Origin of the sequence: Pseudomonas corrugata (assembly GCF_001269905.1) — a bacterium.
Taxonomy (GTDB): domain Bacteria; phylum Pseudomonadota; class Gammaproteobacteria; order Pseudomonadales; family Pseudomonadaceae; genus Aquipseudomonas; species Aquipseudomonas corrugata.
The window spans coordinates 477,285-490,106 of record NZ_LHVK01000003.1; the positions used below are offsets into that span (position 1 = coordinate 477,285).

General features: G+C 60.1%; 15 protein-coding genes. All 15 read left to right on the top strand.

The genetic code is table 11. The features are described from left to right. Positions 1–11: 11 nt before the first annotated feature. The 15 genes from fabG to AD665_RS02560 all read left to right on the top strand — a co-directional run bounded on the left by fabG (position 12) and on the right by AD665_RS02560 (position 12,720). The gene (gene fabG, locus AD665_RS02490) at positions 12–755 is read left to right on the top strand and encodes a 3-oxoacyl-ACP reductase FabG (protein WP_024776906.1); all 744 of its coding nucleotides are present in this window, start codon (positions 12–14) and stop codon (positions 753–755) included. A gap of 190 nt (positions 756–945) precedes the next feature. After that, positions 946–1,182 carry an acyl carrier protein gene (acpP, locus tag AD665_RS02495; RefSeq protein ID WP_024776905.1) on the top strand — a complete coding sequence of 79 codons (237 nt, stop codon included), beginning with the start codon at positions 946–948 and terminating at the stop codon, positions 1,180–1,182. A 108-nt stretch (positions 1,183–1,290) separates the two neighbouring features. After that, positions 1,291–2,535, top strand: a complete 1,245-nt coding sequence (fabF, locus tag AD665_RS02500; RefSeq protein WP_024776904.1) for a beta-ketoacyl-ACP synthase II — start codon at positions 1,291–1,293, stop codon at positions 2,533–2,535. Beyond that, on the top strand, positions 2,535–3,350 hold the full coding sequence (gene pabC, locus AD665_RS02505) for an aminodeoxychorismate lyase (protein WP_024776903.1): 816 nt from the start codon (positions 2,535–2,537) through the stop codon (positions 3,348–3,350). The genes fabF and pabC overlap by 1 nt, the downstream gene beginning before the upstream one ends. 3 nt (positions 3,351–3,353) lie before the next feature. Next, complete coding sequence (mltG, locus tag AD665_RS02510; RefSeq protein WP_024776902.1) at positions 3,354–4,514, top strand: endolytic transglycosylase MltG; 1,161 nt, start codon at positions 3,354–3,356, stop codon at positions 4,512–4,514. A 19-nt stretch (positions 4,515–4,533) separates the two neighbouring features. Further along, positions 4,534–5,166: a dTMP kinase gene (tmk, locus tag AD665_RS02515; RefSeq protein WP_024776901.1), complete on the top strand. Its 633-nt coding sequence runs from the start codon at positions 4,534–4,536 to the stop codon at positions 5,164–5,166. Next, the gene (locus tag AD665_RS02520; RefSeq protein ID WP_024776900.1) at positions 5,159–6,145 is read left to right on the top strand and encodes a DNA polymerase III subunit delta'; all 987 of its coding nucleotides are present in this window, start codon (positions 5,159–5,161) and stop codon (positions 6,143–6,145) included. The genes tmk and AD665_RS02520 overlap by 8 nt, the downstream gene beginning before the upstream one ends. Before the next feature lie 192 nt (positions 6,146–6,337). Beyond that, the gene (locus AD665_RS02525) at positions 6,338–6,694 is read left to right on the top strand and encodes a PilZ domain-containing protein (protein ID WP_024776899.1); all 357 of its coding nucleotides are present in this window, start codon (positions 6,338–6,340) and stop codon (positions 6,692–6,694) included. 11 nt (positions 6,695–6,705) lie between these two features. Beyond that, positions 6,706–7,500: a TatD family hydrolase gene (locus tag AD665_RS02530; protein WP_024776898.1), complete on the top strand. Its 795-nt coding sequence runs from the start codon at positions 6,706–6,708 to the stop codon at positions 7,498–7,500. 383 nt (positions 7,501–7,883) lie between these two features. Further along, positions 7,884–8,522 carry a TetR/AcrR family transcriptional regulator gene (locus AD665_RS02535; RefSeq protein WP_003204240.1) on the top strand — a complete coding sequence of 213 codons (639 nt, stop codon included), beginning with the start codon at positions 7,884–7,886 and terminating at the stop codon, positions 8,520–8,522. A gap of 138 nt (positions 8,523–8,660) precedes the next feature. Then, positions 8,661–9,629, top strand: coding sequence for a GTP 3',8-cyclase MoaA (locus AD665_RS02540; RefSeq protein WP_024776897.1), 969 nt, complete (start codon positions 8,661–8,663; stop codon positions 9,627–9,629). 172 nt (positions 9,630–9,801) lie between these two features. Further along, complete coding sequence (locus tag AD665_RS02545) at positions 9,802–10,407, top strand: DUF4823 domain-containing protein (RefSeq protein ID WP_024776896.1); 606 nt, start codon at positions 9,802–9,804, stop codon at positions 10,405–10,407. A 15-nt stretch (positions 10,408–10,422) separates the two neighbouring features. Further along, entirely contained in the window at positions 10,423–10,983 is a 561-nt protein-coding gene (locus AD665_RS02550; protein WP_024776895.1) for a DUF1285 domain-containing protein, read from the top strand. Between the two features lie 118 nt (positions 10,984–11,101). Further along, the gene (locus tag AD665_RS02555) at positions 11,102–11,848 is read left to right on the top strand and encodes a FadR/GntR family transcriptional regulator (RefSeq protein WP_024776894.1); all 747 of its coding nucleotides are present in this window, start codon (positions 11,102–11,104) and stop codon (positions 11,846–11,848) included. Continuing rightward, a complete protein-coding gene (locus AD665_RS02560) occupies positions 11,845–12,720 on the top strand; it encodes an SMP-30/gluconolactonase/LRE family protein (protein WP_053190760.1) in 876 nt (291 codons plus the stop codon). Before AD665_RS02555 ends, AD665_RS02560 begins: the two co-directional genes overlap by 4 nt. Positions 12,721–12,822 lie beyond the last annotated feature (102 nt).

The following is a 12,822-nucleotide window of genomic DNA, read 5'->3' on the forward strand; positions in this document are numbered from 1 at the left end:
GAGAAGCTTGCATGAGTCTGCAAGGTAAAGTTGCACTGGTGACCGGTGCAAGCCGCGGCATCGGCCAGGCCATTGCCCTGGAACTGGGTCGCCAAGGCGCCATCGTTGTCGGCACCGCGACTTCCGCTTCGGGCGCCGAGCGTATCGCCGCGACCCTGAAGGAAAACGGTATTCAAGGCACTGGTCTTGAGCTGAACGTCACCAGCGACGAATCCGTTGCGGCGGTATTGGCCAGTATCCAGGAGCAGTTCGGTGTCCCGGCTATCCTGGTCAATAATGCCGGTATCACTCGTGATAACCTCATGATGCGCATGAAAGATGACGAATGGTTCGACGTGATCGATACCAACCTGAACAGTCTGTACCGGCTGTCCAAGGGCGTTCTGCGCGGCATGACCAAGGCTCGTTGGGGGCGGATCATCAGTATCGGTTCGGTTGTAGGTGCCATGGGCAACGCCGGCCAAGTAAACTATGCTGCGGCCAAGGCCGGTCTGGAAGGTTTCAGTCGGGCGCTGGCGCGTGAAGTGGGTTCGCGCTCGATTACGGTAAACTCGGTCGCGCCGGGTTTCATCGACACCGACATGACCCGCGAACTGCCGGAAGCTCAGCGTGAAGCCTTGTTGACACAAATTCCGCTGGGGCGCCTGGGGCAGGCCGAAGAGATCGCGTCCGTGGTCGCTTTTCTTGCGTCCGACGCTGCGGCATACGTGACCGGAGCTACAATCCCGGTGAACGGCGGGATGTACATGAGTTAAATGTGACGGATTGCTTCAAAAAAATGTCATACGAGCTGTCTAAAATCCGTTATAAAGCTGCAACTTATTTATAGGCGGCGGGCCGTCAGGGTTCGAAGGAAAAGCTTTCGGTTGAAAAATCGAAAAGCCTTTCTATACACTTACCCACCGGCCAGTTGCCTGAATTGTCCATTAGGAGTGAAAACAAGGTATGAGCACCATCGAAGAGCGCGTCAAGAAAATCGTTGCCGAGCAACTGGGCGTTAAGGAAGATGAAGTCAAGAATGAAGCATCTTTCGTTGAAGACCTGGGTGCCGACTCCCTTGACACCGTTGAGCTGGTGATGGCTCTGGAAGAGGAATTCGAGACCGAAATCCCTGACGAAGAAGCTGAAAAAATCACCACTGTTCAGCTGGCTATCGACTACGTAAACAGCCAGCAAGGCTGATCGTTTTTAGTCGTCGCTCGCTGTCATGGAAAAACCGCACTGCCATCACGGCGTGCGGTTTTTTCTTTAGGCCTGATGAAAAGTCGTCATTAGAAAAAGGAGAGTGCTGTGTCGCGTAGACGCGTCGTAGTCACCGGTATGGGTATGTTGTCGCCACTGGGCACGGATGTGCCGAGCAGTTGGCAGGGCATTCTGGCTGGCCGTAGTGGCATTGGTCTGATCGAACACACCGACCTTTCTGCCTATTCCACCCGTTTTGGCGGCTCGGTAAAGGGCTTCAATGTCGAGGAATACCTGTCGGTCAAGGAAGCCCGAAAGCTCGACCTGTTCATTCAATACGGCCTGGCTGCCGGTTTTCAGGCAGTGCGTAATGCCGGCCTGGAAGTCACCGATGCCAACCGTGAACGCATCGGCGTGGCCATGGGTTCGGGTATTGGCGGCTTGACCAATATCGAAGAAACCAGCCGCACGCTGCATGATTCGGGGCCGCGGCGGATTTCTCCGTTCTTCGTGCCGGGCTCGATCATCAATATGATTTCCGGTTTCCTGTCCATCCATCTGGGTGCACAGGGACCCAACTACGCCATTGCCACGGCATGCACCACGGGTACCCACTGCATCGGCATGGCCGCGCGCAACATCATGTACGACGAAGCTGACGTGATGATCGCTGGCGGCGCCGAGATGGCGGCTTGTGGCCTAGGCATGGGCGGCTTCGGTGCCTCTCGGGCACTGTCGACCCGCAACGACGAGCCGACCCGTGCCAGCAGACCTTGGGACAAGGGCCGCGATGGCTTTGTGCTGTCCGACGGTGCCGGTGCGCTGGTGCTCGAGGAGCTGGAGCACGCCAAGGCGCGTGGCGCGACCATCTATGCCGAGTTGATCGGCTTTGGTACCAGCGGTGACGCGTACCACATGACGTCGCCGCCGGCCGATGGCGCCGGTGCTGCCCGATGCATCGCCAATGCCCTGCGTGACGCGAAGATCAATAGCGAACAGGTGCAGTACATCAACGCCCATGGCACGTCGACACCGGCGGGCGACCTGGCCGAAGCCCAGGCGATCAAGACCGTCTTCGGCGAGCATGCCTACAAACTGGCGGTCAGCTCGACCAAATCGATGACCGGTCACCTGCTGGGCGCCGCCGGCGCGGTGGAAGCGATCTTCAGCGTGCTGGCGATCAACAGCCAGGTTGCGCCGCCAACCATCAACCTCGACGAGCCGGACGAAGGTTGCGACCTGGACTTCGTTCCGCACACCGCCCGGGGCATGGACATCGATGTAGTGCTGTCCAACTCCTTCGGCTTCGGCGGCACCAACGGCTCGCTGGTGTTCCGCCGGTTCGCCGGCTGATGGACAGCTGGGTCGACGGTCAGCCGGCTGACGTTTTATCGCTGAAGGATCGCGGCCTGGCTTATGGCGATGGGTTGTTTGAAACCATCGCCGTGCGCGACGGTGTGCCGACGCTGCTGGAGCGTCATCTGCAGCGGCTCGAGCAGGGCTGCCGGCGGTTGGCGCTCAATGTCGACAAAGGGGCATTGAGCACTGAACTGAACGCCTATGCGCAACGCCTGGGTGAAGGGGTGCTGAAGCTGATCGTGACCCGTGGCGACAGCCAGCGCGGTTATGCCGCTGTCCCCTCGGTCCAGGCTCGGCGCATCCTGCAAGGGAATCCGCCGGCGGCTTATCCTGCTGCTCATGCCGAGCGGGGCGTTTCCCTGTTTCCTTGTGCGACCCGCTTGTCCGAGCAGCCACTGCTTGCCGGCCTCAAACACCTCAATCGTCTTGAACAGGTCATGGCTCGCGCCGAATGGACCGACTCGGAGCACGCCGAGGGTCTGATGCTGGATATGTCCGGGCGCGTGATCGAAGGGGTCTTCAGCAATCTGTTTATCGTACGCGATGGGGTGTTGGTGACTGCTGATCTGAGCCGGTGCGGCGTGGCAGGCGTGATGCGTGCCGAATTATTGTTTCAAGCCGAGTCACAGGGCATCGCCACGCAAGTGGCCGATATCCGCCTCGAGCAACTGCACCAGGCCGATGAGGTCTTTGTCTGCAACAGCGTGTATGGCGTATGGCCGGTGCGCGCATGCGGTTCGACGCGCTGGTCGGCCGGGCCGCTCACCCGTAAACTGCAGACCCTTGCCCGCGCGTTATTGGATGTTTGATTCGTGAGACGTAAATTCTTGCTGTTGCTGGAAACCGGCCTGGTTCTGGCAGGGCTGCTGTGGGGCGCTTCGGCCTGGAAAATTCATTCGGCGTTGCAACAGCCGCTGAACATCACCCAGGAAGAACTGCTGGAGATCCCTAACGGGACCACCCCGACCAAAACCTTCTATCGTCTCGAGGCCGACGGCCTGATCAGGGACGCGTTCTGGCTGAGGGTGTATTGGCGTTTCAATCTCGCCGGCCAGCCACTGCACTCCGGTGAATACCGGATGGTGCCGGGCATGACCATGGAGAACCTGATCGGCGTATGGAAACGCGGCGAGGTGGTGCAGTACAGCCTGACGCTGGTGGAAGGCTGGAATTTCCGTCAGGTCCGTGCTGCCCTGGCCAAGGATGAAAAACTCCAGCAGACCCTCACCGGCTTGAGTGACAGCGAGGTGATGGATCGGCTGGGACATTCCGGAGTGTTCCCTGAAGGACGGTTTTTCCCGGATACCTATCGCTTCGTGCGCGGGACGTCGGACGTTGATCTGCTGAACAAGGCGTATGACCGGCTTGAAGACGTGCTGGCCAGGGAATGGGCCGAACGCGCCGCCGATGTGCCTTACACACAGCCTTACCAGGCGCTGATCATGGCGTCCCTTGTGGAAAAGGAAACCGGCGTACCTCAGGAGCGCAGTCAGATCGCCGGTGTGTTCGTGCGTCGCCTGCGCATGGGCATGCTGCTGCAGACCGACCCCACGGTGATCTATGGCCTTGGCGAGCGCTACACCGGCAAACTCACCCGTGCCCATTTGAAGGAAGAGAATCCCTACAACACCTACATGGTGCCCGGGCTACCGCCAACGCCGATTTCAATGGTGGGGCGCGAGGCGATTCATGCCGCGTTGAATCCAGCGTCGGGCAACAGCCTTTACTTCGTCGCGCGCGGGGATGGCAGCCACGTGTTCTCCAACAATCTGGATGAGCACAACAACGCGGTGCGTGAATACCAACTCAAACGTCGCGCCGACTATCGCTCCAGTCCGGCTCCGGCTACGCTGGACGACTCGGCGCCGATTCCCGCTGCCTCGCCTGATACGGCCCCCGATGCCCTGCCCCAGGTGCAACCCGAGAAGCCTGCTCCTGAACCGAATGCTGACGAGCGCCCGAGCCCGCAATGACTCTGACTAAGGACTGCCCGTGACTGGCTTGTTTATAACGCTGGAGGGCCCGGAGGGCGCCGGCAAGAGCACCAACCGCGAATTCCTGGCCGAACGCCTTCGTACTGCGGGGATCGAGGTGGTGCTGACCCGCGAGCCGGGCGGTACGCCGCTGGCGGAGCGGATCCGTGAGGTGCTGCTGGCGCCGGCCGAAGAAGTGATGAACCCCGACACCGAGCTGTTGCTGGTGTTCGCCGCCCGGGCACAACACCTGTCCGAGGTGATTCGTCCGGCCCTGGCCCGTGGCGCAGTGGTGCTCTGCGATCGCTTTACCGATTCGACCTATGCCTATCAAGGTGGTGGCCGGGGCTTGTCCCTGGAGCGCATCGCGGCACTGGAAACCTTCGTCCAGGGCGACCTGCGACCGGACCTGACGCTGGTGTTCGACCTGCCGGTGGAAATCGGCCTGGCCCGTGCCAGCGCCCGTGGTCGGCTGGATCGTTTCGAGCTTGAGGGCGAGGCATTCTTCAATGCCGTGCGCAACGCCTTCCTGAGCCGTGCCAAGGCCGATCCGGCGCGTTACCTGTTGATCGATGCCGCCCAGCCGCTGACCCAGGTCCAGCAATCGCTGGACAGCCTGGTGCCAGGTCTGCTGGAGCGTGTCCGTGGCTGAAGCCTATCCCTGGCAGGACGGTCTCTGGCAACAACTGGCCGGTCGTGCCCAGCATGCCCATGCGTACCTGCTGCATGGTCCGGTCGGGATCGGCAAGCGAGCGCTGGCCGAACGCCTGATGGCCCACCTGCTGTGCCAGCGCCCGGGCGCCTCGAACGCGTGCGGCGAGTGCAAGTCCTGCCTGCTGCTCAAGGCTGGCAGCCATCCCGATAACTATGTGCTGGAGCCGGAGGAGGCGGACAAGGCGATCAAGGTCGACCAGGTCCGTGACCTGGTCAGTTTCGTGGTCCAGACTTCGCAGCTGGGTGGACGCAAGGTGGTGCTGATCGAGCCCGTCGAGTCGATGAACATCAACGCCGCCAATGCCTTGCTCAAGAGCCTCGAAGAGCCTTCCGGTGACACCATCCTCTTGCTGGTCAGTCACCAGCCGAGCCGCTTGCTGCCAACCATCAAGAGCCGTTGCGTGCAACAAGCCTGCCCATTGCCGAGCGAGGCGATGAGTTTGCAGTGGCTGGCCCAGGCCCTGCCCGACAGCACCGATGACGAGCGTGTCGAATTGCTGACCCTCGCCGCCGGTTCGCCCCTGGCGGCCGTCAGTCTTCAGGCCCAGGGTGTGCGTGAACAGCGGGCATTGGTGGTGGACGGTGTGAAGAAGCTGCTCAAGCAGCAGCAATCGCCGACGCAATTGGCCGAGGGGTGGAACGCGGTCCCGCTGCTGTTGCTGTTCGACTGGTTCTGCGACTGGTCGAGCCTGATCCTGCGCTATCAGCTCACCGAAGATGAGGCGGGCCTCGGGCTGGCGGATATGCGCAAAGTGATTCAGTACCTGGCGCAAAAAAGCAGCCAGGACAAAATCTTGAACATTCAGGACTGGTTGCTTGCCCAACGTCAGAAGGTGCTGAGCAAGGCGAACCTCAACCGGGTGCTGTTGCTTGAGGCGCTGTTGGTGCAGTGGGCGAGTTTGCCGGGTCGTAACTGACAGACGTCGCCAAGGCTCCTAGACTCAGTACGAAAAGTCTTGAGACGAAGGTCAGGCAAGGCGAAAACAGCCGAGGAAGCGCAGTGTACTGGAGTACATGAGCATTCCGAGGCTGTTTTCAACGCAGCATGAACAAGTATCAAGGCTTTTCGTACTGAGGCTAGACTCAGCTCAATCGCAGCGGAGATCAGCATGAACGAACCTGTCAGTCCCGGACCGCGCAACGGCATCCTGTCCCTGGCCATCAAGGATAAATCGGTGCTTTACGCCGCCTATATGCCCTTCATCAGGAACGGCGGCCTGTTCATCCCCACCAACAAGCATTATCGGCTGGGTGATGAGGTGTTCATGTTGTTGAGCCTGATGGATGAACCGGAGAAGATCCCGGTTGCCGGCAAGGTGATCTGGATGACCCCCAAAGGTGCCCAGGGCAATCGAGCAGCCGGCGTCGGCGTGCAGTTCAATGACGGCGACAGCTCGGCCCGCAATCAGATTGAAACCCACCTGGCCGGAACCCTGAAGTCCGACCGTCCCACCCATACGATGTAGCCCGACCCTTTATGCTTGTAGATTCTCATTGTCACCTCGATCGTCTCGACCTGGCCGCCCATGGCGGTTCCCTGGATGCAGCGCTGGACGCTGCCCGTCAGCGGGGCGTCGGACACTTCCTGTGTATCGGTGTCAGCGCCGACAATGCCGCCGACGTCAAGGTCCTGGCCGACCGTTATGAGGACGTCGATTGTTCGGTCGGCGTCCATCCGCTGGATGTCCAGCCCGATGCTGCGCCGGCCCTGGACTGGTTGTTGCGTGAGCTCGACCATCCGCGAGTCGTCGCCATCGGTGAAACCGGCCTGGACTATCACTACGAGCCGGAAGCCGCCGAGGTGCAGCAGGCCTCATTCCGCCTGCACCTGGACGCCGCGAAGCAGACCGGCAAGCCGGTAATCATCCACACCCGGGGTGCCCGGGCCGACACCCTGGCCTTGCTGCGCGACGCTGCGCTGCCCCAGGCCGGCGTGCTGCACTGTTTTACCGAAGACTGGGACATGGCCAAGGCGGCGCTGGACATGGGTTATTACATCTCCCTGTCCGGGATCGTCACGTTCCGTAATGCCGATGCCTTGCGCGACGTAGCCAGCAGGGTGCCGGCCGATCGCCTGCTGGTGGAAACCGACTCGCCGTATCTGGCCCCGATCCCGTATCGCGGCAAACCGAATCTTCCGCAATACGTACGGGAAGTGGCGGAGTTCCTGGCAATGCTGCGCGGGGAGTCCTACGAGCGGTTCGCTGACCAGACGACAGAGAATTTCAAGCGGCTGTTTCCGCTGGCTCATGTCGGTTCGGTAAAGGCTTGAATTTCGAGCAAAAAAAACCCGGGTTCTGGGGGGTGAATCCGGGTTAAGACCATTAGGAGTAAAACAAAGGCACACGGTCCTTTGGTACCTTTACCGGCGCGTCACTTGGGGGAGATGACGCACCGACAGTTCAAGTATTGATCAGGATGCCGACGCGTCCAGTTTGGTCGGGGCGGTTTTTAAACAAATTTGGAATACGCTCGCTTCGGATAAGTTCTCACTGTCGCCACCGGTTGTCGGGGCGACGCGATGGCGTAAGCAGCGGCGAGCCAATGTTGTACGATTTTGTTAAGAACTATGGCCGGGAACGGATGATCCGTGCATTTTTGCGTAAGTTAGGCATAATACCCGGCTTCGAATTTTGACCTTCAGACCTTTTTCTTATGCACAAAGAACCTCGTAAGGTCCGTGAGTTTCGCCGCCGCGAGCAGGAAATTCTCGACACCGCACTCAAGTTGTTTCTCGACCAGGGCGAAGACAGCGTCACCGTCGAGATGATTGCGGATGCCGTGGGTATCGGCAAAGGCACGATTTATAAACACTTCAAATCCAAGGCGGAGATTTACCTGCGCCTGATGCTCGATTACGAGCGCGATTTGAACGAATTGCTGCATTCGGCGGATGTGGACAAGGATAAGGAGGCGCTGTCCCGGGCCTACTTCGAATTCCGCATGCGCGATCCCCAGCGCTACCGTTTGTTCGACCGCCTGGAAGAGAAGGTGGTCAAGGGCAACCAGGTGCCTGAGATGGTCGAGGAACTCCACAAGATCCGGGCTTCGAACTTCGAGCGCCTGACGTTGCTGATCAAGGGCCGGATCAGCGAAGGCAAGCTCGAAGACGTGCCGCCTTACTTCCATTACTGCGCTGCCTGGGCGTTGGTGCATGGTGCGGTGGCGTTGTACCACTCGCCGTTCTGGAGCAACGTGCTGGAGGATCAGGAGGGTTTCTTCCAGTTCCTGATGGACATCGGTGTGCGCATGGGCAACAAGCGCAAGCGTGATACCGACGTACCGAGCAGTTAAGGCATTCAGATACCTGATTGCGCCATGTCCGCTTACATGGCGCAGTGCCCCAGTAATATACTCAGGCTTGGGTCTTGCGAAAACCTGAATTCTAGGTCAAGTTTCGCAAGTCCGATTTTTCTTTCGCCGGAGTCATCCATGATCGTTGACCGTCAGGGCAGGCGTTTTCGCAATTTGCGGATCAGCCTGACTTCCGCCTGCAACTATGCCTGCACCTATTGCGTGCCCGACGGCAAGCGTCTGGTGGCCGCGCAGGACGAGTTGTCGGCCGAGGCGATGGCGCGTGGCGTGGCTTACCTGATCGAAGCCGCCGGCATCGAACGATTGCGCATCACCGGGGGCGAGCCGTTGGTCAGCCCCAAGCTCGAACGCTTCATGACGGCGGTGGGACAGATGGGGCTGGAGGACATCAGCCTGACCACCAACGGCCAGCTGTTGGCGAAGAAGTTGCCTTTGCTTGTGGAGGCGGGCATTCGCCGCATCAACGTTTCCCTCGACACCCTGGACCCCGCTGCGTTTCGTAGCATCGCCCGTGGCGGCGACTTGGCGACGGTGCTCGACGGCATGGACCAGGCCCACGCAGCGGGCATGAAGATCAAGGTCAACATGGTGCCGTTGCGCGGGCAAAACCTGGATCAGGTGATGCCATTGCTTGATTATTGCCTGGAGCGTGGCTATGAGCTGCGCTTCATCGAGCTGATGCGCATGGGGCACCTGGCCAGCGATTCCAATGGGTTTTTGCAGCAGTTTGTCAGCCTGCAACAACTGTTGGGCCTGATCGGCGACCAGTACGAATACCTGCAAGCCGACGCGCCGGTGGATGCGACGGCGGTGCGCTACGAGATCCCAGGCATGGGCTATTTCGGTGTGATCGCCAACGAAAGCGTGCCTTTCTGCCGCACTTGCTCGCGGTTGCGGTTGTCTTCCACAGGCTGGTTGCATGGTTGCCTGTCTTCCAGCAACCGCCACTTTGTCGGTGATCTTCTGGACAAGCCCCGTCATCAGGCGCTGCCGGCCCTTCAGCGGTTGCTGGTCAAGGCCTTGGGGGACAAGCAAGAGGTGGCGTTCTCCGGGGGCGCGACCATCATGAAGATCATCGGCGGCTGATCCCGCGCAATCGCGGGCAAGCCTTGCTCCCACAGGTACGGTGTTTACCCTGTGGGAGCAAGGCTTGCCCGCGATTACATTGTTCCAGTCAATCCATTTTCATTGAGCTGGCGCAAAAGCTGCATTCAACGGCCATTCGCCGGTTTTCCGACACCGGCTTCTGGAGGGTAGGATGCGTAGCCTGGTTTTGCTGCTGGCCGTTTTGGCGCTGGGTGGCTGTATGAATGTCAGCGACATGGGGGAGGGCGTTCGTTATCACCTGAGTGACGCCGGTCTGCTGGATCACAGCGACAGTCGCCGTGTGAATAACCTGCGTATCCAGCCTGATTCGTTCATCTTCATCGCCCAAGGCGCCTTCGCGCCGCCGGGTGGCGCCTATCCGCGTCCCAATGTCGTGGCCGAAGAAGCCTTCAACGGGTTCATCGAATACTTCCCGATGGTTCGTCGCGCCCGTGTTCCCGAAGGTCTTGACCAGGCAATGGGCGAGGCCCGTGCCGCGGGTGCTCATTACTTGCTGTACACCCGGTTCGCCAAGGCCGACAACCGCATCGGCAATTCTGACGAATGGCTGGACGAAGAAGCCGTGGATCGCCTGGGTGTCGATACCAGCGTGATTCAGATCATGTTGATCGAGACCAGCACCCAGTATTTGATTGATACTGCACGTATCAAGAGTCGTGGCGGTTTACTGACGTTGCACGACAAGCAGCCCCAAGATCTCATCGCCACGCCGTTGCGTGAATATGCCCGCAGCCTGTTGGGGATGAGCGACGAGTAAACACAAGGAGTCACCATGAGCGGACCGCAAAAAGCCAATGACCTGCTGGGGCAGATCCCCAAGACCAAAGGCCTGCCGCCGGTCCACTTATGGAATCCCGACTTCTGCGGCAACATCGACATGCGCATCGCGCGCGATGGCACCTGGTACTACTTGGGCACGCCCATCGGGCGCAAGCCGATGGTCAAGCTGTTCTCCACCATCATCCGCCGCGACGGCGATGACTACTTCCTGATTACCCCTGTGGAAAAAGTCGGCATTCAGGTCGACGATGCGCCATTCGTGGCCGTGACCCTGGAGGTCGAAGGCCATGGAGAAGGGCAGTTGTTGCGCTTTACCACCCATGTCGATGAAACCACCGAGGCCGGTCCCGACCATCCGATGCGGGTGGTGATCGATCCGCATACCCAGGAGCCGGCGCCATACGTGCATGTGCGCAGCAATCTCGAAGCGTTGATCCACCGGAATGTGTTCTATCAGTTGGTGGAGCTGGCAGTGACTCGTGAGATGGACGGGCAGCGCTGGTTGGGGGTGTGGAGTGGTGGGGTGTTCTTCCCTATCGGCCTGGAACCGTAACCCCTGCGGGAGCGAGCCTGTGGGAGCTCCCACATATGTGCCCAGAACAAATTCAATTGACAGTCAATCATATGATGATTAGCGTGAGCCACCAATAAGAGTGGCCCACGGGGTTTTCATGTCCAGCAGTTTTCACGCATCGACCGTCGATTGGCTCGGCGGTTGGATCGCCGCCGGCCAGGTCAAGCCTGGACAGACCATCAAGGTCGAGGCGGACCTGGGCGAGCAACTGGGCGTCAGTCGCACGGTGATTCGCGAGGCGATCAAGACCCTGGTGGCCAAAGGCATGCTCGAGGTCGGGCCGAAGGTAGGTACGCGAGTGCTGCCGGTGCGGCGCTGGAATCTATTCGATCCACAGGTGGTCGGCTGGCTGTCACGCAGCGGTCTGCCAGAGAACTTTGTCGATGACCTGTTGGATCTGCGCCGCACCATCGAGCCAATGGCTGTGCGCTGGGCCTGCGAGCGTGCAACGGTCGAGCAGGTGCAGGCGATCCGCCTGGCCTACCATGCGCTGGAGCGGGCCGTGGACAGCGGCGCCGATTACAACCGGGCCGACCAGTTTTTCCACGAGTGCATCCTTGCCGCCAGCCACAATCAATTCATAGAACAAATGATCCCGGCCCTGGGGGCGTTGCTGGCGGTATCGTTCGAGGTATCGGCCGCCGATCCGGATGAACTGCGCCGTACTTTGCCGATCCACAAGGACATCGCCGAAGCCATTGCGTCTCGTGATGCGGCACGGGGCGTCTGGGCCTGCATGACTCTGATCGACAACGCTGACCTGGCCATCAAGCGCTTCTACCCAGAGGTGATGGCAGGCCGTACGGACACTGCCGGACAAGCCGGAAACGGGAGGTTTCAATGATGTGGAAGGCGTTAACGGAGCACCGGGCGAAACTGGGCGAGGGGCCATTCTGGGACGCGCCGACCCAGGCGCTGTATTGGGTCGACATTGCCGGCAAACAGGCGCTGCGGTTGATCGGCGCCAATGTACAGATCTGGCAGATGCCCGAGCACGTGTCCGCCTTCATCCCGACACAGAGGGGGGATGCGCTGGTGACATTGAGCAGTGGCGTCTACCGCCTTGACCTGGAATCGCCAGGCCTGGAGCCGCGCCTGACGCTGCTGTGCATGGCCGACCCCCAGCCCGGCAACCGCGCCAATGAAGCCCGCTGTGATGACTTGGGCCAGCTGTGGCTCGGCACCATGCAGAACAACATCGGTGAAAACGGTGAGGATCTGCCCTTGGAACACCGCTCCGGGGGCTTGTTTCGCGTGGGCACCGATGGCCGGGTCATGCCGTTGCTGCGTGGGCGAGGCATTCCCAACACGCTGTTGTGGAGTCCTGACGGCACCACGGTGTATTTCGGTGAAAGCCTCGACGGCACGTTGTACCGGCATTTCATCTACCCCGATGGCAACCTGGCGCCCGCTGAAGTCTGGTTCGGCCCTCATTCGCGTGGCGGGCCGGACGGGTCGGCGATGGACGCCCGCGGTTATGTCTGGAACGCCCGCTGGGACGGCAGTTGCCTGCTGCGAATCAGCCCTGATGGCCAGGTTGACCGGGTGGTCGAACTGCCGGTCAGCCGTCCCACCAGTTGCGTGTTTGGAGGAGAAGATCTCAAGACCCTGTACATCACCAGTGCGGCCAGTCCGTTGGCTCATCCGCTGGATGGCGCGCTGCTGTCCATGCGGGTCGATGTGCCAGGTGTGAGCTGCACGCGCTTTGCGGGTTGAATCCCAAAATATGGGATGTAAATATATATATTGAGATTATTGGGTGGCCGGGTTTATAGTCGGCCCATCAGCAACATGCATTCACACTAAAAAAACAAAACA